Origin of the sequence: Streptomyces sp. NBC_00310 (assembly GCF_036208085.1) — a bacterium.
Taxonomy (GTDB): Bacteria; Actinomycetota; Actinomycetes; order Streptomycetales; family Streptomycetaceae; genus Streptomyces.
Genome location: NZ_CP130714.1, coordinates 2,530,820 through 2,557,586, shown reverse-complemented (window position 1 = coordinate 2,557,586; position 26,767 = coordinate 2,530,820). Strand labels below are relative to the sequence as shown.

General features: G+C 71.7%; 23 protein-coding genes. 11 read left to right on the top strand and 12 right to left on the bottom strand.

What is annotated here, in order from left to right; translation table 11 throughout:
* The first annotated feature begins 101 nt into the window (after positions 1-101).
* Together OG202_RS11280 and OG202_RS11275 are read left to right on the top strand one after the other, a co-directional pair.
* A complete protein-coding gene (locus OG202_RS11280; protein ID WP_326585889.1) occupies positions 102-971 on the top strand; it encodes a slipin family protein in 870 nt (289 codons plus the stop codon).
* A gap of 507 nt (positions 972-1,478) precedes the next feature.
* Positions 1,479-2,558 carry a S1 family peptidase gene (locus OG202_RS11275; protein ID WP_327730415.1) on the top strand — a complete coding sequence of 360 codons (1,080 nt, stop codon included), beginning with the start codon at positions 1,479-1,481 and terminating at the stop codon, positions 2,556-2,558.
* Between the two features lie 74 nt (positions 2,559-2,632).
* Here the strand turns inward: OG202_RS11275 and OG202_RS11270 are convergent, their stop codons facing one another.
* Positions 2,633-3,724, bottom strand: coding sequence for a DUF3533 domain-containing protein (locus tag OG202_RS11270; RefSeq protein ID WP_328222664.1), 1,092 nt, complete (start codon positions 3,722-3,724; stop codon positions 2,633-2,635).
* Positions 3,725-3,908: 184 nt separating this feature from the next.
* Here OG202_RS11270 and OG202_RS11265 point away from each other — a divergent pair, with 184 nt between their 5' ends.
* Positions 3,909-7,496, top strand: a complete 3,588-nt coding sequence (locus OG202_RS11265) for a DNA polymerase III subunit alpha (RefSeq protein ID WP_328222662.1) — start codon at positions 3,909-3,911, stop codon at positions 7,494-7,496.
* Positions 7,493-8,461 carry a DNA polymerase Y family protein gene (locus OG202_RS11260; protein ID WP_327730418.1) on the top strand — a complete coding sequence of 323 codons (969 nt, stop codon included), beginning with the start codon at positions 7,493-7,495 and terminating at the stop codon, positions 8,459-8,461. Before OG202_RS11265 ends, OG202_RS11260 begins: the two co-directional genes overlap by 4 nt.
* Positions 8,462-8,478: 17 nt before the next feature.
* On the opposite strand, the gene OG202_RS11255 is transcribed toward OG202_RS11260, so the two are convergent.
* Entirely contained in the window at positions 8,479-8,853 is a 375-nt protein-coding gene (locus tag OG202_RS11255) for a cupin domain-containing protein (protein ID WP_326583854.1), read from the bottom strand.
* A gap of 159 nt (positions 8,854-9,012) precedes the next feature.
* Here OG202_RS11255 and OG202_RS11250 point away from each other — a divergent pair, with 159 nt between their 5' ends.
* Positions 9,013-9,459: a MarR family winged helix-turn-helix transcriptional regulator gene (locus tag OG202_RS11250; RefSeq protein WP_326583855.1), complete on the top strand. Its 447-nt coding sequence runs from the start codon at positions 9,013-9,015 to the stop codon at positions 9,457-9,459.
* 173 nt (positions 9,460-9,632) lie between these two features.
* A complete protein-coding gene (locus OG202_RS11245; RefSeq protein WP_326583856.1) occupies positions 9,633-10,502 on the top strand; it encodes an esterase/lipase family protein in 870 nt (289 codons plus the stop codon).
* A gap of 96 nt (positions 10,503-10,598) precedes the next feature.
* On the opposite strand, the gene OG202_RS11240 is transcribed toward OG202_RS11245, so the two are convergent.
* A complete protein-coding gene (locus tag OG202_RS11240) occupies positions 10,599-11,651 on the bottom strand; it encodes a lytic polysaccharide monooxygenase (protein WP_328222661.1) in 1,053 nt (350 codons plus the stop codon).
* A gap of 420 nt (positions 11,652-12,071) precedes the next feature.
* On the opposite strand from OG202_RS11240, the gene OG202_RS11235 reads away from it, so the two are divergent.
* Positions 12,072-12,842: a dienelactone hydrolase family protein gene (locus tag OG202_RS11235; RefSeq protein ID WP_328222660.1), complete on the top strand. Its 771-nt coding sequence runs from the start codon at positions 12,072-12,074 to the stop codon at positions 12,840-12,842.
* Positions 12,839-13,318 (top strand): GNAT family N-acetyltransferase, encoded by a 480-nt coding sequence (locus tag OG202_RS11230; protein ID WP_327730421.1) that lies wholly within the window; start codon positions 12,839-12,841, stop codon positions 13,316-13,318. Before OG202_RS11235 ends, OG202_RS11230 begins: the two co-directional genes overlap by 4 nt.
* Before the next feature lie 72 nt (positions 13,319-13,390).
* On the opposite strand, the gene OG202_RS11225 is transcribed toward OG202_RS11230, so the two are convergent.
* Entirely contained in the window at positions 13,391-13,525 is a 135-nt protein-coding gene (locus tag OG202_RS11225) for a hypothetical protein (protein WP_086751667.1), read from the bottom strand.
* A gap of 137 nt (positions 13,526-13,662) precedes the next feature.
* On the opposite strand from OG202_RS11225, the gene OG202_RS11220 reads away from it, so the two are divergent.
* The gene (locus tag OG202_RS11220; protein ID WP_328222659.1) at positions 13,663-14,322 is read left to right on the top strand and encodes a class I SAM-dependent methyltransferase; all 660 of its coding nucleotides are present in this window, start codon (positions 13,663-13,665) and stop codon (positions 14,320-14,322) included.
* Between the two features lie 75 nt (positions 14,323-14,397).
* Here OG202_RS11220 and OG202_RS11215 read toward each other — a convergent pair whose 3' ends face one another.
* Both OG202_RS11215 and OG202_RS11210 read right to left on the bottom strand, forming a co-directional pair.
* Complete coding sequence (locus OG202_RS11215; protein ID WP_326583861.1) at positions 14,398-14,916, bottom strand: DUF402 domain-containing protein; 519 nt, start codon at positions 14,914-14,916, stop codon at positions 14,398-14,400.
* The gene (locus OG202_RS11210; RefSeq protein WP_328222658.1) at positions 14,897-15,826 is read right to left on the bottom strand and encodes a GNAT family N-acetyltransferase; all 930 of its coding nucleotides are present in this window, start codon (positions 15,824-15,826) and stop codon (positions 14,897-14,899) included. The genes OG202_RS11215 and OG202_RS11210 overlap by 20 nt, the downstream gene beginning before the upstream one ends.
* A 71-nt stretch (positions 15,827-15,897) precedes the next feature.
* Here OG202_RS11210 and OG202_RS11205 point away from each other — a divergent pair, with 71 nt between their 5' ends.
* Positions 15,898-16,266 (top strand): GntR family transcriptional regulator, encoded by a 369-nt coding sequence (locus OG202_RS11205; RefSeq protein WP_326583863.1) that lies wholly within the window; start codon positions 15,898-15,900, stop codon positions 16,264-16,266.
* Positions 16,267-16,344: 78 nt separating this feature from the next.
* On the opposite strand, the gene OG202_RS11200 is transcribed toward OG202_RS11205, so the two are convergent.
* On the bottom strand, positions 16,345-17,115 hold the full coding sequence (locus OG202_RS11200; RefSeq protein ID WP_326583864.1) for a DUF72 domain-containing protein: 771 nt from the start codon (positions 17,113-17,115) through the stop codon (positions 16,345-16,347).
* Positions 17,116-17,154: 39 nt separating this feature from the next.
* Positions 17,155-18,264, bottom strand: a complete 1,110-nt coding sequence (locus tag OG202_RS11195; protein WP_405893097.1) for a DUF5925 domain-containing protein — start codon at positions 18,262-18,264, stop codon at positions 17,155-17,157.
* Between the two features lie 203 nt (positions 18,265-18,467).
* Here OG202_RS11195 and OG202_RS11190 point away from each other — a divergent pair, with 203 nt between their 5' ends.
* A complete protein-coding gene (locus OG202_RS11190; RefSeq protein ID WP_327732295.1) occupies positions 18,468-19,886 on the top strand; it encodes a GH39 family glycosyl hydrolase in 1,419 nt (472 codons plus the stop codon).
* Between the two features lie 101 nt (positions 19,887-19,987).
* Here the strand turns inward: OG202_RS11190 and OG202_RS11185 are convergent, their stop codons facing one another.
* The 4 genes from OG202_RS11185 to OG202_RS11170 are packed head-to-tail and all read right to left on the bottom strand — an operon-like array spanning position 19,988 to position 26,532.
* Entirely contained in the window at positions 19,988-23,869 is a 3,882-nt protein-coding gene (locus OG202_RS11185; protein ID WP_327730424.1) for a lipopolysaccharide biosynthesis protein, read from the bottom strand.
* A complete protein-coding gene (locus OG202_RS11180) occupies positions 23,862-24,677 on the bottom strand; it encodes a polysaccharide deacetylase family protein (protein WP_326583867.1) in 816 nt (271 codons plus the stop codon). Before OG202_RS11180 ends, OG202_RS11185 begins: the two co-directional genes overlap by 8 nt.
* Positions 24,674-25,696 (bottom strand): glycosyltransferase, encoded by a 1,023-nt coding sequence (locus tag OG202_RS11175; protein ID WP_327730425.1) that lies wholly within the window; start codon positions 25,694-25,696, stop codon positions 24,674-24,676. The genes OG202_RS11180 and OG202_RS11175 overlap by 4 nt, the downstream gene beginning before the upstream one ends.
* Positions 25,693-26,532 (bottom strand): glycosyltransferase family 2 protein, encoded by an 840-nt coding sequence (locus OG202_RS11170; protein WP_327730426.1) that lies wholly within the window; start codon positions 26,530-26,532, stop codon positions 25,693-25,695. Before OG202_RS11170 ends, OG202_RS11175 begins: the two co-directional genes overlap by 4 nt.
* Positions 26,533-26,767: the final 235 nt, after the last annotated feature.

Sequence of the window (26,767 nt, the reverse complement as noted above, 5' to 3'; positions counted from 1 at the left end):
CGGGTGCGCGCCGAGGCGCGTGCGCCGCCCGTGAGTACTCCCTCTCATACGCCCACGGAGTACTCCCTCTCATACGCCCACTTCGGACCCTGGGGGCCGTGATGGTCGAGGAGCTGGTGACGGCGGGGGTGGCCCTCGCGTCCGTCGGCGCGGTGTACGTGGTGTCGGCGGCACGGGTCGTGAAGCAGTACGAGCGGGGGGTGGTCTTCCGGCTCGGCCGGCTGAGGCCGGCGGTGCGTGGGCCCGGCTTCACGATGGTCGTGCCGTTCGTCGACCGGCTCCAGAAGGTCAACATGCAGATCGTGACGATGCCGGTGCCCGCGCAGGAGGGCATCACGCGGGACAACGTCACGGTGAGGGTGGACGCCGTCGTCTACTTCAAGGTGACCTCGGCGGCGGACGCGATCGTGCGGGTGGAGGACTACCGGTTCGCCGTCTCCCAGATGGCCCAGACCTCGCTCAGGTCCATCATCGGCAAGAGCGAGCTGGACGATCTGCTCGCCGACCGGGAGAAGCTCAACCAGGGGCTGGAGCTGATGATCGACAGTCCGGCGGTGGAGTGGGGCGTCACCATCGACCGGGTCGAGATCAAGGACGTGTCGCTGCCCGAGACCATGAAGCGGTCCATGGCCCGGCAGGCCGAGGCCGACCGGGAGCGCCGGGCCCGGGTCATCAACGCCGACGCCGAGCTGCAGGCCTCCAAGAAGCTCGCGGAAGCCGCCAAGCAGATGTCCGAGCAGCCTGCCGCGCTCCAACTGCGGCTGCTGCAGACCGTGGTGGCGGTGGCGGCCGAGAAGAACTCCACGCTCGTCCTGCCGTTCCCGGTGGAGCTGCTGCGGTTCCTGGAGCGGGCCCAGCAAGGGGCTCCGCCGGCTCCGGGGGTATCCCAACCGCCGCCGCACAGTGCGCCGCCGCCCCATGCTGTGCCGCCGCCGCCCCATGCCGTGCCGCCGCCGCACGGCGCGCCGTAGTCGGTGAGTCGTCTGCGGGCCGGTGGGGCTTCTCGCGCAGTTCCCCGCGCCCCTGAAAAGCCGGGGCTGCGCCCCTGCCTTTTTGCGACGATGATCCGCCGTGGCCGCCCGCCATGGCCGCCTGGCATGCCCCAGAAGTCGATGCGGAAGCAACTGCCGCCCCACGAGACCCGTTTGAATCCGGACCTCCGTGGGGCGATTTTCAGACAGGACTAGACCTCACCCGTTGCGTAGGAGGTCGTTGCTTCCTGTGTTTGCAGTGTGAATTCCCGTGGCCGAGCGGTGGGGCGTTACCGGACGGTAATGACATAGGGGGCGTGCGCCCTCGTCGTGTGCTCGGCCTGAAGTCGACCTTGTGTGCCCCCTGCGCGCCTAGGAATAGTTGGCGCCGCACAGTTGGCATGGACGCGGCGTTTTTTATCGTCTGTCGCCTCCTTGCCCGTACGCCTTCCGGTCGAACGGGGCCCTCACGCCTCTGTCGGCCAACCCCCCACAGGAGGACGTAAGTTGAAGCACCGACGCATACCCAGGCGCCGTGCCGTCGTGACGGGTGCGGGCATCGCCGCACTGGTCGCCGCGGGAGTGACCTTCCAGACTGCGAACGCGAGCGAGACCGCGCCGGCCCCCACGCCGAAAGCGCTCTCCATCACGGCGGCCGGAAAGCTCGCCCTGACCCTCGACACGGACCTCGGCGCCGACGCCGCGGGAACGTATTACGACGCGAAGAGCAAGCTCCTCGTCGTGAACGTGCTCGACGAGGCCGCCGCCGAGACCGTCGAGGCGGCCGGGGCCAAGGCCCGCATCGTCGAGAACTCCCTCGCCGAGCTGAAGAGCGCCCGGACGACCCTCAAGGCGGACGCCACCATCCCCGGCACCGCCTGGGCCACCGACCCGACCACCAACAAGGTCGTCGTCACCGCGGACCGCACCGTCTCCAAGGCCGAGCTGGCGAGACTCACGAAGGTCGTGGACGGCCTCGGGGCCAAGGCCGAACTCAAGCGCACCAAGGGCGAGTACAAGCCCTTCGTCGCGGGCGGCGACGCCATCACCGGCGGCAGTGGCCGCTGCTCCCTCGGCTTCAACGTGGTCAAGGGCGGCGAGCCGTTCTTCCTGACGGCCGGTCACTGCACCGAGGGCATCTCCACGTGGTCCGCCGGCGGCCAGGTCATCGGCGAGAACGAGGACTCCAGCTTCCCGGGCGACGACTACGGCCTGGTCAAGTACACCGCGGACGTCGACCACCCCAGCGAGGTCAACCTCTACAACGGCTCCACCCAGGCCATCTCCGGGGCCGCCGAGGCGACCGTCGGCATGAAGGTCACCCGCAGCGGCTCGACCACCCAGGTCCACAGCGGCACGGTCACCGGCCTCGACGCCACCGTGAACTACGGCAGCGGCGACATCGTCAACGGCCTCGTCCAGACCGACGTCTGCGCCGAGCCCGGCGACAGCGGCGGCTCGCTCTTCTCGGGCGACAAGGCCATCGGCCTCACCTCGGGCGGCAGCGGCGACTGCACCTCGGGCGGCGAGACCTTCTTCCAGCCCGTCACCGAGGCGCTGTCGGCGACCGGTACGCAGATCGGCTGAGGTTCGAAACGCCGGAAGGCCGAGGAGCCGGAACGTCGAAGAGCCGGAAGGCTGAGGAGCCGGAAGAGCGAGGCTCACGCTTCGGACGGCGCCTCGGAGGGTGCTTCGGAAGGCCGAGGCGCACGCTCCGAAGGTCGGCGCTCCGGCTTCTTCGTCAGGGCCGCCATCACCACCGTGATGGCGGCCCCCGCCATTGCCCAGGCGGAGAGCACCAGCAGCGGGCCGGTGATGTCGTTGCCCTCGAAGTAAGCGATCGAGCGGGCCGCCCACACGCCCGCGCCCGGTGGCAGCGCCGGGCCGATCGCCGCCCAGAACGGTGGCAGCAGTGGCGGTGGCAGCGCGCCGCCCGCGCTCGGGTTGCCCGCGATCACCACCAGCAGGACGGCCACCCCGATGCCGGCGATGCCGAAGACGCACTGCAGCGCCAGCGTGGCCGCGCCCACCGCGAAGACGACCAGCGCCCCCAGCCCCCACAGGGCCGCCACGCTCCCCGGCAGGGCCCCCAGGACCGGCCCGGCGATGACCGCGCCGCCGAGTCCGCCGAGGATCGCGAACAGCGCCAGGGCGGCCAGCCGGATCACCCCGCGCCGGATGTTGGTGGGCCGCGCCCCGGCGCTCATCGCCAGCGCCGACGCGCACAGATAGCCGCCCACGCACCAGCCCACGACCAGATAGAAGGACGTGAGCCCGTTGGCGTCGCCGGTGCCGGCCGGGGCCACGTCCACCGTTCGTAGCGCGCGGCCCTCGGACCTCTCCAGCCCGGTGACGAGCGTGGCCAGCGCGCCCGCGAGGGTCCGGCCGCCGCCGGAGGCGACCAGCAGGGTGTCGGTGGTGCCGGCCGGGTCGATCAGCAGGGCGCCGTCGATCTCCCGGTCCACGATCCGCTCGCGCGCCGCCGCCCGGTCGGCCACCGTGCGCGGGTCCAGCGGCTCGCCCGGCAGCCGCTCCAGCCGGGTCACCGCCTGTTCGGCCGCCGCGGCCCCCGGCGCCACCACGCCGAACGGCACGTCCCTGAGCTTCGGACTGTGCAGCGCCCCCACGTACGAGGCGATGAACAGAAGCTGCAGGGCGAGCACCCCGATGACGAGCAGAGTGGCCCGCGGGGTGACCCCGTCCTTGAGTTCGTCGACGAAGGATCTGCGGGCGGGATCGGCCGTCTGTGTCATGTCCCCACGGTCCGGTGCGGGTGGCGTTTGCGCAGGTGGGATGGGGCCGAATCGTCATCGCACAGAAGTTCGAAAAGTGGTCTATGGTGGAGGCGGGAAGGCTGTGAACTGATGTTCGAGTCGAGTGTTTGACCGGCCCGGTGATCGATCGGGTCGAGTGGTTGATCGAGTGCGGGAGGTGCGTGTGCCGGGGTTCACGCATCTGCACACCGTCTCCGGGTTCTCCCTGCGCTACGGCGCCTCGCACCCGGAGCGGCTGGCCGAGCGCGCCTCCGAGCGGGGGATGGACGCCCTCGCGCTCACCGACCGGGACACCCTCGCGGGTGCCGTCCGGTTCGCCAAGGCCTGCGCCGGGGCCGGGATCCGCCCGCTGTTCGGGGTGGACCTGGCGGTGGAGGTGCCCGCCGCCGCCGTACGACAGGCGCGGCGACGTGCTCCCGTGCGCGGGGGTGCCTTCATCGACGAGTCGACTCCTCGGGTGACGTTCCTCGCGCGCGAGGGCGCGACCGGCTGGGCCGAGCTCTGCAGAATCGTTTCGGCGGCGCATGCGGGCGGCGGACCGGGCGGGGGCAGAAGCGAGGTTCCGCCATTGCTGCCCTGGGCGGAGTGTGCCGCCGAGGGCCTGACCGTGCTCCTCGGCCCGGCCTCCGACGTGGGGCGCGCACTGGCCGCCGGGCGCCCCGACCGCGCCGCGAAGCTCCTCGTGCCCTGGCGGGAGAGGTACGGCGACGCCCTGCGCCTTGAGGCGATGTGGCACGGCCGCGAGGGCACCGGCCCCGGTTCGCTGCGGCTGGCCGCTCGCACCGTCGGCTTCGCGGCCGAGCAGCGCGTACGGCCCGTGCTCAGCAACGCCGTCCGGTACGCCGACCCCGGCATGGGCCCGGTCGCCGATGTGCTGGACGCGGCCCGGCGGCTCGTCCCCGTCGACCCCCGGGGTGAGCTGGACTCCGGGGAGGCCTGGCTCAAGGGCGCGGACGCCATGCTGGCCGTCGCCGAGCGGGTCGTCGAGGCCGCCGGGTACCGCCGCGACACCGCGCACCGCCTGCTGGAGCAGACCCGGGCCACGGCCGCCGAGTGCCTGGTCGACCCGGAGGACGACCTGGGCCTCGGCACCGTCCACTTCCCCGAGCCGCGTCTCGTCGGCGCGGACCGCCGTACCGCCCAGCGGGTGCTGGCCTCACGGGCGGCGGCCGGGATGGTGCGGCACGGCTACGACACCCGGCGCGCGTACTGGGAGCGGATGCACCAGGAGCTGGACGTCATCGCCTATCACGGCTTCGCCTCCTACTTCCTGACGGTCGCCCAAGTCGTCGACGACGTGAGGAAGATGGGCATCCGGGTCGCGGCGCGCGGCTCCGGCGCCGGCTCCCTGGTGAACCACCTCCTGGACATCGCACACGCCGACCCCGTCGAACACGGTCTGCTGATGGAGCGGTTCCTGTCCAAACGGCGGGTCGCGCTGCCCGACATCGACATCGACGTGGAGTCCGCGCGGCGGCTGGAGGTCTATCGCGCGATCATCGACCGGTTCGGCACCGAGCGGGTCGCGACCGTCGCGATGCCGGAGACGTACCGCGTCCGCCACGCCGTCCGGGACGTGGGCGCGGCCCTCTCCCTGGACCCCGCCGACATCGACCGGATCGCCAAGTCCTTTCCGCACATCAGGGCGCGGGACGCGCGGGCGGCGCTCGAAGAGCTGCCCGAGCTGCGGCAGTTGGCGGGGGAGTTTCAGCGGGAAGGAGCGAAGTACGGCCGGCTGTGGGAGCTGGTCGAGGCGCTCGACGCCCTCCCGCGCGGAGTCGCCATGCACCCGTGCGGGGTGCTCCTCTCCGACGCGTCCCTGCTCCGCCGTACGCCGGTGATGCCGACCAGCGGCGAGGGGTTCCCCATGTCCCAGTTCGACAAGGACGACGTCGAGGACCTCGGGCTGCTCAAGCTCGATGTGCTGGGCGTGCGGATGCAGTCGGCGATGGCGCACGCGGTGGCAGAGGTCGCGCGGGCGACGGGGGAGCGGGTCGACCTGGACGCGCTCGACTTCGAGCGGGGCGAGGGTGACCCGGCGACGTATGAACTCATCCGTTCCACCGAGACGTTGGGCTGCTTCCAGATCGAGTCGCCGGGGCAGCGGGATCTGGTGGGGCGGCTCCGGCCGGCCACCTTCCACGACCTGGTGGTGGACATCTCCCTCTTCCGGCCCGGTCCGGTGGCCGCCGACATGGTGCGTCCGTTCATCGCGGCCCGGCACGGGCGGGCGCCGGTCCGTTACCCGCACGACGATCTGGCGGAGCCGCTGCGGGAGACGTACGGCGTGGTCGTCTTCCACGAGCAGGTCATCGACATCGTGCACCTCATGACCGGCTGCGGCCGGGACGAGGCGGACCGGGTGCGGCGCGGACTCTCCGACCTCGAGTCGCAGGGGCGGATCCGGATCTGGTTCGCCCAGCACGCGGCCGCGAAGGGGTACGACGCCGAGACGATCGCGCGGACCTGGGAGATCGTCGAGGCCTTCGGGTCGTACGGCTTCTGCAAGGCGCACGCGGTGGCCTTCGCGGTGCCGACGTACCAGTCGGCGTGGCTGAAGACGCATCATCCGGCCGCGTTCTACGCCGGGCTGCTCACGCACGACCCCGGGATGTACCCGAAGCGGCTGCTGCTGGCGGACGCGCGGCGGCGGGGGGTGCCGATCCTGCCGTTGGACGTGAACCGGTCGGCGGTCGCCCACTGTATCGAACTGGTGTCTGAATCAAGGAGTGGTGAGGACGGGTCGGGAGAGGCGAAGGTGTGGGGGATCCGGCTCGCCCTCTGTGATGTGCACGGCATCAGCGAGGCCGAGGCGGCGCGGATCGCGGACGGGCAGCCGTACGCCTCACTGCTGGACTTCTGGGAGCGGGCACGGCCGAGCCGTCCGCTGGCCGGGCGGCTGGCCCAGGTGGGGGCGTTGGACTCCTTCGGGGCCAACCGGCGTGATCTGCAACTGCACTTGACCGAGCTGCACCGGGGCGGCCGGGGCGCGGGCGGTGGCCAGCTGCCGTTGGCGGGTGGACGGCGCACCGAGCCGGCCGGACTGCCGGACCTGTCCTCGGCCGAGCGGCTCAGCGCCGAGCTGGGCGTGCTGTCGATGGACGTCTCGCGCAATCTGATGGACGACCACCGGGAGTTCCTCGACGAGTTGGGCGTGGTGTCGGCGCGGCGGCTGCGCGAGGCGCGGCACGGGGAGACGGTGCTGGTCGCGGGTGCCAAGGCGGCGACCCAGACCCCGCCCATCCGCTCGGGCAAGCGGGTCGTCTTCACCACCCTCGACGACGGCACCGGCCTGGTCGACCTCGCCTTCTTCGACGACTCCCACGACGCGTGCGCCCACACCGTCTTCCACTCCTGGCTGCTGCTGGTGCGCGGAGTGGTGCAGCGGCGTGGCCCGCGCAGCCTCAGCGTGGTGGGCGCGGCCGCCTGGAACCTCGCCGAGCTGGTGGAGCTGCGGCGCGAGGGCGGCCTCGACGCGGTGGCGCCCCGGCTGGCGGAGCCCGCGGACACCGGGGGCGGCCCGGACGGCGGGCGTGGCGACACCGACGGCGCTTCCGAGGGCGGGCGACGCGGTGACACCGACGGCGCTTCCGACGGCGGCCGACGCGGTGACACCGGCCGCCGGATCCGTATGTCCACCGGCTACGAGATGCATCCATGGGCCGATCTGCGGCCCGCGGGCGGAGAGCCCTCACAAGGCCCTTCTCAGGTACGGAAGTTGTGGCACCAGAGTCCAGGGAGTGCGGGATGACCATCCTCTGCGTACGTTTCCAGCTGCCGCCGAAGTACGAGGCCGCTCTGCCCGGTCTCCTGGGTCTGATCGAGGACTTCACCCCGGTCGTGGAGGCGCTGCCGCCGGACGGGGCGCTGGCCGATCTGCGGGGCGCCGAACGGTACTTCGGCCGGGACGCCGAGGAACTGGCACGGCTGATCCGGGTCCGCGCCCTCGCGCTGTACGGCGTCGACTGCCTGATCGGCGCCGGGCCCGGACCGCTGACGGCGCGGCTGGCGCTGGGGGCGGCGGCGCCCGGGTCGCCGTGCGCGGTGCCCGAGGAACTCGTCGTGGACTTCCTCGCCGAACTGCCCGTCGGCGCGCTGCCCGGCGTCGGCACCGCGACCGCCCGCACCCTGTGCGAGTACGGCCTGGACACCCTCGGCGGGGTCGCGTGCGCGCCCCTGTCCACGCTTCAGCGCCTGGTCGGCGCGAGGATCGGCCGCGAACTGCACGAGAAGGCGAACGGCGTCGACCGGGGCCGGGTCGTACCGAACGCCGTCGCGCACTCACTCGCCGCCGAACATCCCTTCTCCCGTGACGAGTTGAACCCGGACCGGCACCGCCGCGCCCTGCTCGCCGGCACCGACGAACTGGGCTCCCGGCTGCGCGCCCTGGACAAGGTCTGCCGCACCCTGACCCTCACCGTCCGCTACGCCGACCGTTCTTCGACGACCCGCACCCGCACGCTCAAGGAGCCGACCGCCCACTCCCCGGCGCTGACCGCGGTGGCCTACGGCATGTACGACGCCCTCGGTCTCCAGCGGGCCCGCGTCCGCGCGATCGCCCTGCGCGCCGAGGGCCTCACCCCCGCCGACCAGGCCTCCCACCAGCTCGCCTTCGACCCGGTCGACGAGAAGGTGCGCCGCATCGAGGAGGTCGCCGACCGCGCCCGAGCGAAGTTCGGCCCGCATGCGGTGATGCCGGGGACGCTGGCCGCGTAACTCCCCTCACGCGGCGCTCAGTTGGCCCACGGCGGCACGATCCGCGTGCCGTCGGCCAGCTCCGCCTCCAGGCCGAGGGAGGTGGTGACCCAGGTGACGGTGGTCTCCGTCGTCGGGTTCTCGACGGCGAGGGTCGCGCCCGAGTTGACGATCAGCGTGTCACCCGCGGCGACACGCTCGGTGCGACCGTCCAGCGTGACCAGCAACTCGCCGCTGAGCAGATGCAGGATCTCCTCCTTGGTGACGGTGTGCGCGGGTGCCTTGGTCCCTGGCGGGATCTCGCCCCGCCAGGCGGCCAGTTCCTTGCTGCCGGTGCGGGGAGTGGCGTACGAAACGAAGCGGGCGCCGTGAATCTCGTGGACGACGGCTTCGGCAGGGCGGATGACAGGCATGGGGCCTCCTTTAGGCCTTCTGAGGTTCTGAGGTTGGGGTTCTGAGGTTGGGGTTCTGGGTTCTGGGTTCTGGAAGAGATGGTCAAGAAGGTTGACCATCTGTGTTGCCTATATAGTCAAGCTGCTTGACCAATTCGTCAAGGGTGTTTCAATGCACGCGTGCAGAACTCCGAAGCTCTGGCCCTGACCGCCGTCCTGCTCGCCGCCGCCGGTGACCTGGCGCGTCGCATCGACGAGGGTGTCGCCGCCCGTGGCTTCGAGGCGCGGCCCTCGTACGGCTTCGCGTTCACCCGGCTCGCCCCGGACGGTGCGACGGTCACCGACCTCGCCGTCCATCTCGGGGTGACCAAGCAGGCCGCCAGTCAGCTCGTCGACGAACTCGTGCGCAAGGGGTACGTCGAGCGGCGGCCGCATCCCGGTGATGCCCGCGCTCGCCTGGTCGTCCTGACCGAGCGGGGGTGGGCCTGCACCCGGGCGGCGGAGGAGGCGGCGGCCGAGGTCGTCGCGGGGTGGGTCGAGTCGCTCGGCGGGGAGGGTGAAATGCGGGTGTTGCGTGATCAGTTGGCGCGTATCGCGCCCTGGGGTCCCATCAGGCCCGCCTGGTGACGGTTCGACGTCACGTGTCAGCGTCCTCGACCATCACTTGAAGTTTTTACTGACGCGTAACTTCCCACTTTTGCTACTCGCCCGTAACTTGGCGAAGAAGCACAGCATCCTCGTGATCCGGATCACAGGGCGAACGTCGTCGCACGTCCCTTGAGCCGCAAGGAGATCACCCGATGCTGCCCTGGAAGCGCCTGATCAGACCGTTGGCCGCCCTGTGCCTGGCCGCCGCGGCGACCGTCGTCCCCGCCACTGCCGCCGAGGCCGCCGACACGGCCGCCGCACCCGGCCGTGGCTGGAACGACTACTCCTGCAAACCCTCCAGCGCCCACCCCCGCCCCGTCGTCCTCGTCCACGGAACGTTCGCGAACTCCGTCGACAACTGGCTGGGCCTCGCGCCGTACCTCGTGAACCGGGGCTACTGCGTCTACTCCCTCGACTACGGCCAACTCCCCGGCGTCGCCTTCTTCAACGGCCTCGGAGCCATCGACAGGTCGGCGGAGCAGCTCGACGCCTTCGTCGACCAGGTGCTCGCCGCGACCGGCGCCGCCGAGGCCGACCTCGTCGGCCACTCGCAGGGCGGCATGATGCCCCGCTACTACCTGAAGTTCCTCGGCGGGGCCGCGGAGGTGAACGCCCTCGTCGGCATCGCCCCCTCCAACCACGGCACCACCCTGAACGGCCTCACCCAACTCCTCGACCACTTCCCCGGCGCCGGCGACCTGCTGTCCACCGCCACCCCGGCCCTCGCCGACCAGGTGGCCGGATCCGCCTTCATGACCAAGCTCAACGCGGGCGGCGACACCGTCCCCGGTGTCACGTACACCGTCCTCGCCACGAAGTACGACGAGGTGGTCACGCCGTACCGGTCCCAGTTCCTCGACGGGCCGAACGTACGCAACGTCGTCATCCAGGACCTCTGCGCGCTCGACCTCTCCGAGCACGCGGCGATCGGGCTCCTCGACCGCGTCGCGTTCCACGAGGTCGCCAACGCCCTCGACCCGGCCCACGCCACCCCGACGACCTGCCTCTCGGTCGTCGGCTGACACGTGTGCGTACGCACCACCGGGACCGCCCGGTGGTGCGTACGCATGCTGCCGGGGCCTGTCCGGCCTGAGCCGCCCGACAGACCCCGGAAGTCGTCAGCGGCCGTGTCGGCCGCCGGTCGTCGCGCGGCGGCGGGCCGCGGCGAAGAGGAGGGAGGAGCCGAGCGCCAGGACGGCCGCGCCGCCGAGGGCCACATACGGGGTCACGCCGGCACCGCCGGTGTCGGCGAGGCCCTCCTTGCCTCCGGCGGGTTCCGCGAGGCCGGCGGTGTCGGCTCCCGCGGCCGCCTCGTCGCTCGTCGACTTCGCGGTCGGTGACGCGTCGCCGGAAGCGGCCTTCGCGGACGCCTTCGCGGACGCCTTCGTGGACGCCTTCGGTGTCGGGTCCGTCGTCGTGCCCGCGTCGTCGTCACCGTGGCCGCCGTGCTCGACGGTCGACTCGTCGGCACCGTCCTCGATCTGCTCCTCGGAGGGCGCGGACGCGCTCGGCGGGGCCGATGTGCCGCCGAAGGTGACGTCCGAGCAGGAGTAGAACGCCTCCGGGCTGTCCGAGCGCTGCCAGACCGCGTACAGCAGGTGCTTGCCGGAGCGCTGCGGGAGGGTGCCGGAGAACGTGTAGAACCCGCCCGACGCGGCCGGGTCGGTGGCCGTCGCGACCGGGTGCGCGAGGTCGAGGTCGTCCCAGGCGAGCGGTCGGGACGGGTCGTGACCGGGCTTGGTGACGTACACCTCGAAGGTGCCCTTGTGCGGGGCCGTCACCCGGTACCTGAAGGTGTACGAACCGGCGCGCACGCTCGTCGCCGGCCAGTCGGCGCGGGCCAGGTCGAGGCCCCTGAACGCCTCGTCGCCCGCGCCGCACAGCTTGCCGTCCGGGATCAGCTCCCGGTGCCGACCGGCCGCGTCATCGATCCGTACGCCGTTCCAGTCGTACAGCGCCTGCGTGCCGCCGGCCGCGACCGCCGCCCCGCAGGCCGCCGACCTCGGGCTCTCGGGGCCCTCCGCGTAGCACTGCGCCCCCCGGCTCACCGGGGCGTCCATCGACCCGTGCGCCAGGGCCGGCCCGGCGGCGAACCCGGTCAGGGCGAGCGGGGCGGCACCGACGACACCGGCGGTGGCGAACGCGGCGGCCTTGCGGCGGACAGCGGGCATGGCGGGGCACTCCTCGAAGCGGTCCTGGACGGCACCGGATGGGTTCCGGGCGCCGGGGGCGATCAGCAAGTTAGCCCCGAGGAGCCGCGAAATCGCCTGCTGAGGGCGGGCGCGGGGGATCCTTATGGTGGCGTTAAGGATGGGCTAACCGAGGGCTGAGGAAAGCCAGTTGAAGGGCCCGCCAAGGATCTGCGGAAGGGCCGTCGCCGGGCTCGCCGAAGGGCTGTCGCCAGGCCCACCGAAGAGCCCAGCGAAGGGCCCACGGAAGGGCCCACGGAAGGGCCCACGGAAGGGCCCACGGAAGAGCCCGCCGAAGACCCTGCCAAGATCCTGGCGAAGATCCGATTCTTACCTCGGTGCGTGACACTGAGGCCTGTTCGTACCCGTTTTCGTGCCCGTTGGAGAGAAGGGAACGCGCGCATGACCGCCGTACGCGGAACATCCGTGGACATCACCACCGAGGACGGTACCGCCGACGCCTACCTCGTCCGCCCCGACGACGACGCCGCGCATCCGGCGGTCCTGTTCTACATGGACGCGTTCGGGCTGCGGCCCCATCTGAGGGCGATGGCCGACCGGCTGGCCGGTGCCGGGTACACGGTCCTCGTCCCCAATGTCTTCTACCGGTCGGGACGGACCCCGGTCTTCGACCTGCCCGAGTTCATCGATCCGGCCGCGCGTCCGGAGATATGGGACCAGATCCTGCCGGTCATGCTGACGCTGACGCCGGAACCCGCGCTGCGGGACGCGGCCGCGTACCTGGGATGGCTGGCCGACAGCCCGCACGCCGCCGCCGGGCCCGTCGGGATCACCGGATACTGCATGGGCGCCCGGCTGGCCCTGCACACCGCCGGTGCCTTCCCGGAGCGGGTCGCCGCCGCGGCCGGCTTCCACGGCGGACGCCTGGCGACCGACGCCCCGGACAGCCCGCACCTGGCCGTGGCCCGGATCACCGGCGAGGTGTACCTCGGCCACGCCGAGGAGGACCCGTCCCTGCCCCGGGAGCAGATCGACCTGCTCGACAAGACACTCACCGAGGCGGGCGTCCGCCACCGCACCGAGGTCTACACGGGCGCCTCGCACGGGTACACGCAGTCCGACACCTCCGCGTACGACGCCGAGGCGACGGAACGCCACTGGACCGCCCTGCTGGACCTGCTGGACCGCACCCTGCCGCGGCCCCGGTCATGACAGAGGCCCCGCGCGAGCAGGGCGACCAGGGAGACCAGGGCATCCGGGTGGCCGGACCCGCCGACGTGGCCGCGGTGAAGGCCGTGACGGACGCGGCCTACCACCACTACATCGAGCGCATCGGACGGCTGCCGCAGCCCATGGAGTCGGACCACGCGGCGAACGTGGCCGCGGGGCGGGTCTTCGTGACCGGGGACCCGGTGATCGGGCTCGTGGTCGTCGAGGCGTACGAGGACCATCTCTTCCTCGACAACATCGCCGTCCACCCCGACACCCACGGTCGGGGCGTCGGGCGGCGGCTGCTGGAATTCGTGGACAGGCGGGCGCGTGACCTCGGTCTGCCCGAGGTCAGGCTCTGCACGAACGCGCTCATGTGGGAGAACCAGAAGATCTACCCGAAGTTCGGGTACGAGGTCGTGGAGCGGCGTGTGGACGGGCCCTACGACCGGATCCACTACCGCAAGAGGCTGGCCTGACGGGACTGATCTCGTGGTCGGGGTGGTCGGGGTGGTCGGGTCTCGTGGTCGGGCGGGCTGGGGCGTGGGCGCTCAGCCGTCCGGCCACCAGGTGCGCGCGATGTCCTTTCGCACCTCCCGGCGCTCGACGGGGCGCTCGTCGGCCTCGTCCCGCACCCGGCGGGACGTGGACTTCCTCAGGGGCTTCTGCACGGTCGTACGGCGCATGGCTGCCTCCTTGCGTCTACTGGGTTCCGCGTTTTCACGGAGGTAGACCTTTTCCGGGAGCGTTACTCATCGTTCGTGCTCTGTCAGTGGCGGCTGTCACCATCGGGACTGTCAGTGGCAGGTGTCACTCTGGCGGCATGACCAACATCGACGACGGCGAAACCTCCCGAGCCCTTCGAACACCGAAGAACCCGGCGGCAGATGACCCTGCGGGGACCGTCGACTGGGACGCCGAAGCCCCCTCTTTCGACGACGAACCCGATCATGGCCTGCGGGAACCCGCCATCCGGGAGGCCTGGGCGGCCCGGCTGCGGGACTGGCTGCCGCACGGCGCCTCCGACGTGCTCGACCTCGGCTGCGGCACCGGCAGCCTGTCACTCCTCGCGACCGAGCAGGGACACTGGGTGACCGGAGTCGACGCCTCCCCGGCCATGGTCGCCCTCGCCCGCGCCAAACTCGCCGGGCGCTCCGCCGTGTTCCTCGTCGGCGACGCGGCGGCCCCGCCCGTGGGGGAGGAGCGGTTCGACGTGATCCTCGTCCGCCATGTGCTGTGGACCCTGTCCGACCCGGGCCGCGCCCTGCGCCACTGGTGCGGACTGCTGCGGCCCGGCGGCCGGCTCGTGCTGGTCGAGGGGGTGTGGGGCACGGTCAGCCCGGTCGGCATACCCGCCGACCGGCTCTACGGGCTGGTCGCGCCGCTCGTGTCCGACGCGGTGGTGGTGGGGCTGTCGGACGACACGCCCCTGTGGGGGAAGCGGGTCGAGGACGAGCGGTACGCGGTGGTGGCCCGTCTCTGACCCTCCACGTCGGCGCCGTCCGCGGCAGAACCGTCCACGCTGCCACCGCGTCAGAGCCGTCCACGTCGGCGCCGGCTAGGTCAGCAGCGACTCCAGGCCGCCTTCGGTGGTGGCGAGCGCCTCCAGTTCGTCGAGGGCGGCGACGGCGGCCGCCGCGGCCTCCGGGTCGCTCTGCGCGAGCCCGCTCTCCTCGAACTCGTCCTCGTCCAGCCGCAGTACGGTCCTGCCGTCGGCGGAGCGCCACAGGTCCAGGTCGAGGTCCTCGACGACGAGTTCGCCGCCGGAGAGCGTGGCGGGCCTGGTGATGTCGCAGTACCAGCCCTTCAGCCCGCCCCGCGCGTCACGGACCTCCTTCACGGCGTACCACCGGTCGCGCCAGTAGTACTCGGTGAAGACGTCACCGGGCCCGAACCGCACGAAGCCGAAGTCCCGTACACCCTCGCTCGCCCAGGCGGCGTGGACCGCGATCCGGGTCCCGTCGTCGCTCAACAGCCGCGCGGGGTAACGGATCTTCGTACGGCCCGCCTTGAGCAGGACGACGTCCACCTCCACCTCGTACGACTCGTTGCCGGGCTCAGCCGATTTCGCGGACATGGCGCACCTCCGTCGCACACACTTCGTATCCGAACCACTTGTTGATCGCGAGCATCGGGCCGTTGCCGGTGTCGTTGCCCGTGAACGCCTCCGTGTAGCCGGCGGCGCGGGCGCGGTGCAGGGAGCCGTTCTTGGCGAGCTTGGCGAGGCCCCGGCCGCGGAAGGCGCGGGCGGTGCCCGTCATGGCGGTGAAGTAGCGGTCCCGGCCGTCCGTACGGACCGCGGTGAACGCGGCGGGTGTGCCGTCCACGACGACCACCGTGCTCAGGGAGTGGTCCAGCAGGGGGTGGCGGTAGGTCTCCTCGACCCACTGCTCGTAGTCGTCCAACTCCGCCTCGACGTCGCCCGGTTCGTCCGCCGTCGTTTCCGCGTCCAGGTCGAACAGGGGGCGCGGGTCGTCGGTGAAGTCGGCGGCCGTACGCAGTTCCACGCCCGGGGGCGGGGACTGCGGCGGGGGGAGGGCGCCGTGGGCCAGGTCCAGGCGGAGGAAGTGGGCGGAGCGGCTGGGTGTGTAGCCGCGCCGCTCGGCGAACGCGCGGTTCTCCGGAGTGTCCAGGACCCACGACAGCAGCCGCCGCGCGCCCACCGCCGCCAGCCGCTCCTCGGCGGTGCGCGCCAGCAGGCCGCCCGCGCCCCGGCGCAGATGGGCCGGGTGTACGTACACATTGACGTCGCCCTGGCCCGGTACCGGGCTGTCGTGGGCGATGGACAGCAGCGCGGTGCCGATCACCTCGCCGTCCGCCTCGGCGACGAGCTGCTGGTGGTGGGCCTCGGGCGGTGCGAGCGTGGCCACGTGGAGCAGGGACTCGGCGGTGCTGACCAGGAAGGGCAGGGCCAGCCGTCTTACCTCGACGAAAGCCGCGGCGTCCGCGGGATCGGCGGCGCGGAGGTCGCGCACGATCGGTGTCATGTGTGCGCACGGTACGCGGGGCGAACGGTGGGCTGCCTCCGAATTTCCGGTGGGTACGGGACAATCGCCGCGTGACCTTGAAGATTCGCATCGTGGACGGGGGTGCGCCGTACGAGCAGGTGCGCGCCCAGATCTCTGAACAGGCCCGCTCCGGCGCGCTGCCCGTGGGGTACCGGCTGCCGACCGTACGGGGGCTCGCCGAGCAGCTCGGGCTCGCCGCCAATACCGTCGCCAAGGCGTATCGCGCGTTGGAGACGGACGGGGTGATCGAGACGCGGGGGCGCAACGGAACGTTCGTGGCTGCCGCCGGCTCGGCGGCGGAGCGTGAGGCGGCGACGGCGGCGGGAGCGTACGCGGAGCGGGCGCGCCGACTGGGGCTCAGCGAGGCGCAAGCCCTGTCAGCGGCCCGCGATGCCCTGCGGGCCGCGTACGCGGAGTAGCGGAACAGCGGAACAGCGGAACAGCGGAACAGCGGAACAGCAGAGCAGCGGGGCAGACGCATTTCCATGCCCGCGTTTCTATGCACGCGCCAGACGTTCCGGTGTGCGTGTCGGCCGCAGGCCCGCCCTCCGCGCCGCCCTCGCGAACGTCGTCGCGTCCTCCACGGCCGCCGCGTGCGGGTCGTTGTTGAAGTAGACGTATGCGTCGGCGGCAGCGGGCCAGGTGTCGGCGATGCGGTGGGCCCAGGTCGTCAGGGACCGGCGGCCGTAGTGGGGCCAGGGGTGGGCTCGGCCCTGGTGGAAGCGGAGGTAGGACCAGTCCGTGGTGCGCCAGAGGGGGGTGGCCGGGCGGGAGTGGGTGTCGGCCCAGCACAGGGCCGCGCCGTGGGACTCCAGGACCTCGCGCACCTCGGGGGTCCACCAGGAGTCGTGGCGGGGTTCGACCGCGATCCGGGTGCCGGAGGGGAAGCGGCCCAGACAGGTGCCCAGCAGCTCCGCGTCGGCCCGAAGTGTCGGCGGCAGCTGGAGCAGGATCGGGCCCAGACGGTCGCCCAGACCCTCCGCATGGCTCATCAGACGGTTCACCGGCTCCTCGGGGTCCCGTAGCCGCTTGATGTGGGTCAGGTAGCGGCTCGCCTTCACCGCGACCACGAAGTCCCCCGGCACTCTGTCCCGCCACGCCTCGAAGTTCTCGCGCGTCGGCAGCCGGTAGAACGCGTTGTTGATCTCGACCGTGGCGAACCGCGCCGCGTACTCCTCCAGCCACAGCCGGGTGGGGCAGCCCTCCGGGTAGAAGGCGCCCCGCCAGTCCTTGTACTGCCACCCCGACGTGCCGACGAACAGGGTCATACATCCATCAAAACACTGCCGGCCACCGCCGGCGGCCCGCTACAGGTACAGGCCGGCGTCCGACCCGCCCCTCGGCTCCGGCAGGGACGTCGGTGACGTGCCGCGACGCAGTGCGTACAGCTCGGCCAGGGTCGCACCCTCCCGGCCGACGGCTTCCTCCCGGCCGACGGCCTCCCTGCCGAGCCAGCTCATCGCCTCCGCGCGCGTCAGGGCGCCCACCTCGATCCGGGCGAGACAGCGGCCGGGGCGGACCACGGCGGGGTGCAGGCGCTCCAGGTCCTCGTTGGTGGTGACGCCGACCAGGACGTTGCGGCCCTGGCCGAGCAGACCGTCCGTCAGGTTCAGCAACCGGGAGAGCGCCTGGCCGGCCGTGTGCTTGGCCTCGCCGCGGATCAGCTCGTCGCAGTCCTCCAGGAGCAGCAGACGCCATCGGTCCTTGCCCGAGGAGTCCTCCTCGCCGATCGCGATGTCCATCAGATAGCCGACGTCGGAGAAGAGCCGCTCGGGGTCCAGGACGCAGTCGACCTGGCACCAGTCCCGCCAGGAACGGGCCAGCGTGCGCAGGGCAGACGTCTTGCCCGTGCCGGGCGGGCCGTGCAGCAGCAGGAGGCGGCCCGCGATGTCCTCGGGGGTCGTCTTCATCAGGTGGTCCATCGCGTCCGCGACCGGCGCCGTGTAGTTCGGCCGCACCTCTTCCCACGTCCCCGCCGAGATCTGCCGGGTCGTGCGGTGCGGGCCCCGGCGCGGCGAGACGTACCAGAAGCCCATCGTCACGTTCTCCGGCTGCGGCTCGGGCTCGTCGGCCGCGCCGTCGGTGGCCTGGCCCAGCACCTTCTCCGCCAGCTCGGCGGTGGTCGCGGTGACCGTGACGTCGGCGCCGCGGTTCCAGCGGGAGATCAGCACGGTCCAGCCGTCGCCCTCGGCGAGGGTCGCGCTGCGGTCGTCGTCGCGCGCGGCCCGCAGCACCCGGGCGCCCGGCGGCAGCAGGGTGGCCCCGGACCGTACCCGGTCGATGTTCGCCGCGTGCGCGTACGGCTGCTCGCCCGTCGCGAAACGGCCGAGGAACAGCGCGTCGACGACATCGGACGGTGAGTCGCTGTCGTCGACGTTGAGCCGGATCGGCAGTGCGTCGTGTGGGTTGGCAGACATGTCGCCATGATCCGTCACCGAGGGCTCCCCGTGCATCCGCTTTCCGTAGTGCGCCGGTGGTGTCGGCCCGCGCCCCGTTCCCTGGTGCGCCGGTCGCGTCGGCGAGAGGCCGCGCTCCCCGTCCACACGGTTGGTCCGATTGCCCAGGAGTTCACCGCCGGAAGCTCCCCCACCACCTCGCCGCGCGGTTACTGTTGCCCATGATGGGACGTCGTGGGTGGAATTCGGGGGACCGGCGGTGGCGGCTCACCGCGCTTCTGGGCGTGGGAGCGGCCGTTCTGGCCCTCGTCGTGACCCTGCTCAACACACTTCCCGGGGACGGCAGCACCGCCGGCACCACACCCGACGGCGACAAGGTGCACGGCACGCCCGCCACCCCGCCCGGCGACACCGCACCCGAGGTGGGCTGGGGCTTCACCCACACCCAGTTCAGCGCGGACGTAGGCAGCGGGACGGCCGTCGAGCGCGTCGAGGAACGTCTCGGTGAGCGGCCCCTGCCGCAGATCCAGCACATCATGGGCTGGGGTGCCGACAATCCCGAACCCGTCGAGGGGCGTTACGACTTCGAGGAGATGGACCGGCGCATCGACTTCGTCCGCGCCACCGGCGGCACCCCCGTCGTCACCCTGTGCTGCGCGCCCGACTGGATGAAGGGCGGCCGGTCCGGCGCCGACAAGACCGACTGGAGTCAGGCCGCGCTGGAGACCGCGCCCGAGCCCGAGCACTTCGCGGACTACGCCGCCCTCGCCGCGACCGTCGCCAAGCGCTACCCGGACGTACGGCACTTCATCGTCTGGAACGAGTTCAAGGGTTTCTGGAACGACGCGGAGGCCCGCTGGGACTACGAGGGGTACACCGAGCTGTACAACCTCGTCTTCAAGGCCCTGAAGAAGGTCGACGAGGACATCATGGTCGGCGGGCCGTATCTCGTCATGGACAGCGTCGACCCGCGGCAGGAGCAGGACGCGTCGACGTCGTTGAAGGGTCCGTGGGGTGCCATGGACCAGCGGATCCTCGACGCCTTCGACTACTGGAACAAGAACAAGGCCGGCGCGGACTTCGTGGTGGTGGACGGGTCCAGTTACACCAAGGACGACGATCTGATCCCCGACGAGTTCGCGGCGACCGACAAGTTCACGGCCGTGAGCGAGTGGGTGCGGGAACGCACCGCCGGTCTGCCGCTGTGGTGGGCCGAGTACTACGTCGAGCCCGCCGACGGTGACGACAACCGCGACGGATGGTCCGAGAACCGGCGGGTCGCCGTCCAGGCCTCAGGGCTGATGGCCATGGCCAAGGGCGGTGCCTCCTCCGGTTTCTACTGGAATCCGGAGGAGGAGAAGGGGCCCGAGTGCCCCGGGTGCCTGTGGTCGCCGACGGACACGAAGGACGGTGGCGAGTCGCTGCCCATGTACGGGCTGTTGTCCCGGTTCAGCGAGGAGTTCCCGCCGGGGACGACGTACGAGACGGTGTCCGTCGCGGCGGACGACAAACCCAATGTCCGGGTGCTGGCCGATGACAGGGCCGTGCTCGTGGTCAATACCCTCGACCGCAAGATCAGTGCGGACATCGACGGTTCGAAGTTCGACATGGGTGCGTACGAGGTGAAGTGGCTCAAGAGGTGAGTGCCTCGTGAGGTCCGTGGGGAACCGCGGACCGTCGTGGCTGGTCGCGCGGCCACGCGGCGCAGCCGCACATCGATACAGCCCCGCGCCCCTTCAGGGCGCTATGGCGAGCCCATCGTCAAGAAGCGCTGTACCAACGACGCCAGCAACAGCGCCAGCATGGGCAGGCTGAACCAGAAGCTGCTCTGGAGCCGGCGGAGTTGGCGGACGCCGGGCCGCACGGCCACGCGGACGACCTCGCGGGTGCCCAGCAGGACGATCAGGGCGATCGCGGCCAGGCCTCCCACCACCGACCACGGGGTCCAGGTGACCTGGGGGCCGATCGGGCCGGGGTCGGGGGCCGGGGCCTTTCCGGTCTGGTCGCGCAGGGCGAAGATCGTGGCGTCGGCGTTGGAGAAGACCCGCTTGAGGTCGTCGCGCTCGTCGAGGTTCCGGATGAGCCGGGGCTCCCAGTTCCTGGAGTAGCCGGAGTCCATCTGCAGCGAGGTGACCTGGCTGCGGTTGACGATCAGATAGGAGTGGGCGCCGGCGTTCTTCAGCGCCTTGGCCAGGCCCGACACCAGGACCGGGTCGCTCGGCGCGAGCGTCGGCACGTACTCGACCTTCTCCATGTCCCGCGCGCCCCACGGCATCGCGGGCGTCACGCTGTTCACCGGATCGTCGCTGAGCCACAGGAGCCGTACGGTCGGGTCGTCATGGGCGTAGACGTACTCCATCGCGGCGACCTCGCCCGGGCGGACGCGCTCGAAGGGCTCGTTGCCCCAGCGGGCGATCAGGAAGCCGCCGATGAGGACGAGGCCGGCCACGAGGGCGGCCAGCGGGGCGAGGCTCACCCGGTCCTTGTCACGCTCCTCGGCGGTCACGCCGGTGCGGGGGAAGAGGGCGAGGGCGGCCAGCAGCGCGGCGCCCGGCAGGGCGAACATGAAGACGCGCAGGGCCATCTCACCGCCGTACGACTGCATGCCGAAGCCCAGGAACGGTACGAAGGTCAGGACGAGCAGGGAGCGTTCGCGGTACTTGTTCGCGCGGCGGCGCCAGAAGCCGTAGCAGGCCAGGAGCATGACCGTGCCGGCGAGGGCCACCCGCGCGTAGAGGACGAGTTTGTGCGTCGAACTGCCTTCACCGATACGGCCGGAGACCGAGGACGTGACGTTGCCGCCCACGCCGCCGACCCCGCCGAAGAGTTCGTCGAAGTGGCCGGACCAGTACGGCTCGGCCAGGAAGCCCACCCAGACCGCGACCAGCACGGCGAACAGGATGGGCAGGCCGCGCAGTTCGCAGCGGCCGATCAGGACGAGGGCCGCGAGGACGCCCAGCATCACGAACGGGGTGAGCTGGTGGGCGGGGACCGTCGCCGCGTACAGCGCGATCAGGACCATCAGGAGGACCGCGCGCCGGGGGCGGTCCGTCGGTTCCACCTCCGCCTCGCCGGGGCGCACCGTGCCCCACAGCATGTGCGGGGCGCGGAACCAGACCAGGAGGATCGCGACGAAGGCCAGATAGAGGAGGTAGGTGAAGCCCTGGGGGGAGAAGTAGTCCTGGCCCACCCAGCTGCTCAGGACGAAGATCCAGATGCCCGTCCACCGGGCGCGCCAGCCGGCCCGCATATGGCGGGCGAGGAGGAACAGCGGGGGCAGATAGAGCAGTTGGATGGCGGTCGGCCACCAGCGGATGATCTCGGTGAAGTCGGTGATCCCGCAGGCCTCGGCGACGAACGCGGCCGCCGCGAAGAAGCCCGGCCAGCTCCAGCGGGCGTCCAGGTCGGGTACGGCCGAGCCGGTGCGGTCGATGTAGTCGATGAAGCCCAGGTGCTGCCAGGCCGTCGCGAACCGGGGTTCGGCCTCGATCACGGCGGGCAGCGCGTGCAGCGAGAACACGGTGGCCAGCAGGGTGACCAGCAGCAGCGCGCGGTGCTCGCGGGCCGGCCACAGCAGCGAGGCGAACACCGCGGCCAGCAGCGCCGCCCCGACCAGCGTCGGCGCGGGCAGCACGGAGATCAGGCCGAGTCCGCCCATCCGGTCCAGGTCGGAGTCGTCCAGCGTCAGCGCGGGCACCCAGTAGAGCAGGAGCGCGGAGAGCAGCAGGAAGCCGAGGACCGCACCGGTGATCGTGGGGTGCGGCAGCCGTTCGCGCAGGGGCACCCGAGGTGCCTCCTCGGCGGACGGGGCCTCCTGGACCGGGGCTTCCACGTCGGGTTTCTCCGGTGCCTCCGCCTTCCTCACGAAGGCCGGTTCCCGGAAGGCCGGTTCCCGTACGGCCTCCTCGAACGGCGCGTCCACCTCCGGGACCTCCGCCGGGCCCAGGGACGACTCCGAGCCCGGCTCACGGGCCTCCACCGGCAGGCCCAGCGCGGGCGGCAGCTTGAGCGGACGGGTCGGCCGGTCCTGGGCCCAGGCCGGCCGGTGGTCCTTGCGCGGGGACGCCGTTCCGGTGGGCGGGGTGCCGGGGCCGGGCCGTACGTCCGGGCGGCGTTCCAGGTGGTCGAAGTCGAGATGGATGCCGAGGGCGAGGGTGTCGGAGTCGAGACGCCGGCTCCAGGCGCCGCTCTGCTTCTTCGCGGCGGAGGCCACCCGGCCCAGGTCGGCGAGGTCGCCGTCCGGTGGCGCGTCCGCGGGCACCTCGGCGGGCCCGGCGGCGCGCAGGATCCGGTACAGCCGGGGCGCGGCGATCAGCACGATCACCGCGAGGCTGGAGATCTCGGCGACGCCCGCGCCGGTCAGCCCCATGCGGGGGAGCAGGACCAGGGTCAGGCCGAGGACGAGGGCGCACAGCAGGCCCTGCAGCCAGGCGAGTCCGGCCGTGCGGCTCTGGGCGCGCAGCACCGCGAAGTACGTCTCCATGACGACCCGCAGGACCGCGCCGATCGCGAACCAGCGCAGCAGCGGGGTCGCCGCGTCCGCGTAGGCCTGTCCGAAGACGGCAAGGATCCAGGGCGCCCCGAAGAACAGCACCGCGCACACCGGCAGCATGATCCGGGCCATCCGCCGTAGCGCGGCCCGGGTGTTGGCGGCGAGGCGGGCCGGATCGTGCGCGCCCTCGACGGTCAGCGAGGCGCCCATGTTGATGGCGAGCAGGTTGACCGTGCCGCCGATGGTGGTGGTGATGTAGAAGTACGCGTTGTCGGCGGAGCTGACCTGGGCGGCGACGATCACCGGAACCAGATAGACCACCGCGAGCGAGAACAGCGAGCCGGTGTAGTCGCCCGCGAGGAAACGGCCGATCTCCCGCAGCGACGGCGGGTGCGCGTGCTCCGCGGTGGCCTTCACATGCTTGGGGATCAGCCGCCGGAACACCAGCCAGCCCAGCGGCAGCACGGACATCGCGATCGCCGCGACCCAGGACACGAACACGCCCATGGTCGGGATCGCGGCGGCGAACACCACCAGCAGCACCAGCTTCACCGCCGAGAACACGGTGTTGCCGACCGGCACCCACACCGCGCTGCGCAGCCCGGTGAGCACCCCGTCCTGGAGCGTCAGCACCGACCAGGCGACCACCGCGAGCACGAAGAACACGGCGTTGTGCGGATCGTGCAGAAACCGGTACGACGACCCCCACACCCCCAGCGTCAGCAGGAACACGCCCGCCGCGAGCGCCACGATCACCGAACTGCCCGCGTACGTGCGGAAGATCAGCCGGCCGGTGGCACGCCCCGCGACCGGGATGAACCGGGCCAGGGCGCCCGTCAGCGCCAGCGCGGTGAGCCCGGCGAGGAGCTTCATCGCGGCGATCGCGGCGGACCCCTGACCGACCGAGGCCTCGGTGTAGTAGCGGGCGGCGGCCAGCCAGAAACCGAGGCCCAGCACGGCCGAGATACCGGTGTTCAGCATGAGGGCATAGGCGTTGCGGAACAGTTGGTCGCCCCCCGCCCTCTTGCCCAGCCCGGGCAGTCGCAGCCCGCGGACGGAGCCGGACCGCCGCTCGGTCTCCTCGGGCTCGGTGCTGTCGGCCTCGTGTGCCGTGGTGGTCGTCGTGTCAGACACGGGAACGGATGGCCTTCCGGACCTGTCGTGCTCTTCGGACCATGGCGTACCCCTTGGTGAGGGCACGGTCCCGGGCGAAGGTGCGGGCGATCGCACGGCCCTCGATGAGCTGCTCGAACTCCGCGATGCCGGTCGAGCGCCGTACGGTGACCCGCCGCAGCGCGTACGGGCCCTGCGCGCGCCGGGCGAGCGCGTTGCCGACCGCGAGCGACTGGGCGAACCCCGTCTCCCGCACCGCGACGCGCACCCGGCGGCTGGAGTAGCCGTACGGGTACGCGAACGAGACCGGCCGGGTGCCCAGTTCGTCGGCGACGATCTGCCGGCAGCGCCGCAGCTCGAACCGGAGCCGGTCGTCGTCCAGCATGTCGAGCTGCGGATGGGTGTGGCTGTGCCCGCCGATCTCCACGCCGTGGTCGGAGAGTTCGCGCACCTGGTCCCAGCCGAGCATGGTGTCGAGGGCGTCGCCGTTGTCGTACGGGCCCTTGATCCAGGCCGTGGTGACGAACAGCGAGGCCGCGAAGCCGTGCCGGGCGAGGACGGGCAGGGCGTGCCGGTGCACGCCCGCGTAACCGTCGTCGAAGGTGACCAGCACGGGCCGGGCGGGGAGCGGGCGGCCCAGACGCCAACTCGCCGCCAGATCCGCCGTGCCGACCGGGGTGAGGCCCAGGTCGTCGATGAGCGCCATCTGCTCCGCGAACGCCTCCGGGGACACCGACAGGTCCCGGGTGGCCTCGTTCGGCGCGGCGGACACCGCGTGGTACATCAGGATCGGTACGGCTGCCGCCGCCGTCCCCGTCGTTCCCGTCATGACGAGCCCCCCTCGCCCCCCTTGCCGGCCGCGCCGCCCGGAATCTCGCCGACCGAGAACGTGACATCGCCCCTGCGGGCCCGGACGCTCCCGACAACGTACCCCCCGGCCGCCGCCGCCACCCCCGCGACGATCGCGCCCGCCCGTCCCGCGCCCCCCGCGCGGCCGAGCAGCGCGTCACGCAGACCGCGCGCCACGCCGGCGGGCAGCACCCGGGTGGTGTACCGGCGCTCCGACTCCAGCCCCTTGCCGGCGCCGACGCTCCGCGCCACCAGCGCCTTCGACAGGCCCTCGGCGTACGTACGCGTGCGGAAGTACCCGAAGCGCATCCGCGCGTCGGGCACCCGGTGGTGGATCACCGCCCGGTCGTCGAGCAGCAGGACCGCGTCCGGTCTGGCCCGGGAGAGGCGGATGCACAGCTCCGTCTCCTCACAGCCCAGCGGGCGCTTGTCCCCGTCGCGGCCGATGCCCGTGGCGAAGCCCCCGGCCGCGTCGAAGGCGGTGCGGCGGAACGAGGCGTTGCCGCCGAGCACGTTGCGGACCTCGGCGACACCGCCGGGCAGACCCTTGTAGGCGCAGCCCACCACCCAGTCGAACTCCTCCGGGAACCAGGCCGGGCGGCGGCCGGACGCCCACGCGGGCACCGTACGGCCGCCGACGGCCATGACCCGGGGGTCGGTGTACCCCTCGACGAAGTACCGCAGCCAGTCCCGTTCGGCGACGGCGTCGTCGTCGAGGAAGGCGATGATCTCCCCGTGGGAGGCGGCGATGCCCGTGTTGCGGCCCGCGGACAGCCCGCGAGGGCCCGCGTTGGCGAGCACGCGCACCGCGCCGCTCTCCCGGTGCTCCTTGTACTCCCTGGTCAGACGCTCCAGCAGGGCCTGGTTGTGGTCCACCACCAGGAGCGTCTCCAGGGCCGGCCGGGACTGGGCGCGCACCGAGGCGACCGCCGCGAGGATGTCCTCCCAGCGGTCCTCGGTGTACACACAGACGACGACCGAGACGGCCGGCTCGTTCAAGACGACTCTCCCCGGCCTGCGGTGAGCATCGTCGCGTGCGAACGGCGGCGCAGCGCACGCCGGTTGGAGCGTTCGTGCAGGATCACCCTCAGTACGCGCAGTCCGTCGCGCACGGCCCGCAGATTGCTCGCGCCGTGGATGCGCAGATACTCGTGGCTGGGGATCTCCTGCACCTTCAGGCCCGCCTTGACGACCCGGATGTTCATCAGGGTCTCCACCTCGAAGCCGGTGCAGTCGAGGTCGATCTTGTCCAGGCAGTGCCGCCAGAACGCGTTGTAGCCGTAGCACAGGTCGGTGTAGCGGGCGCCGAACTTGCGGTTCACGGTGGTGCACAGCGCCCAGTTGCCGAACTTGCGGATCAGGGTCATGTCGTCGGTGCCGCCGCCGTTGGCGAAGCGGGAGCCCTTGGCGAAGTCGGCGCCCGAGACTAGGGCGGAGACGTACGAGACGATCTCGTGTCCGTCGGCCGAGCCGTCCGCGTCGATCATCACGATGATGTCGCCGGTGCACGCCTCGAAGCCGGCGATCAGGGCGTCACCCTTGCCCTTGCCCTGCTGCGGGACGACCTTGACGTCCGGCCACAGTTCGCGGGCCACCTCGACGGTGTCGTCGGTGGAGTTGCCGTCGACCAGGACCACTTCGTGGATCCAGCCCGGCAGTGTCTTGAAGACGTACGGAAGGTTCTCCGCCTCGTTCATGGCGGGTATCACCACACTCACCGGTGGCGCGATGGCCAGGTGGTTGGAGATCGGCCGGTACTTCGCGAGCGCCGGCGGCCCGGCGCTGGTGGTATCGGATTCGGATGCGGATATCGCCGGGCGCAGAACTGAGCTCATGAGTCTGATCCCTCTCGTCCGGTGAACCACCCGCCCCTGGGTGGTCCGGCCTGTTCGAAAGGGGGGTTCTCACTCATGGCATGCCGAAGTCGATCTCCGTGCATGCCGGGTGAGCTGGCAAAACCGGCCGACTGTCGCGACTCGGCAGTCGGTCGCGCGGCACGACTCGGTAAACGGTGTGGTCACCGAGCACGGCACCCCCCTACCGCGCCCCGCGCCGGGGCCGTCGCGCTCC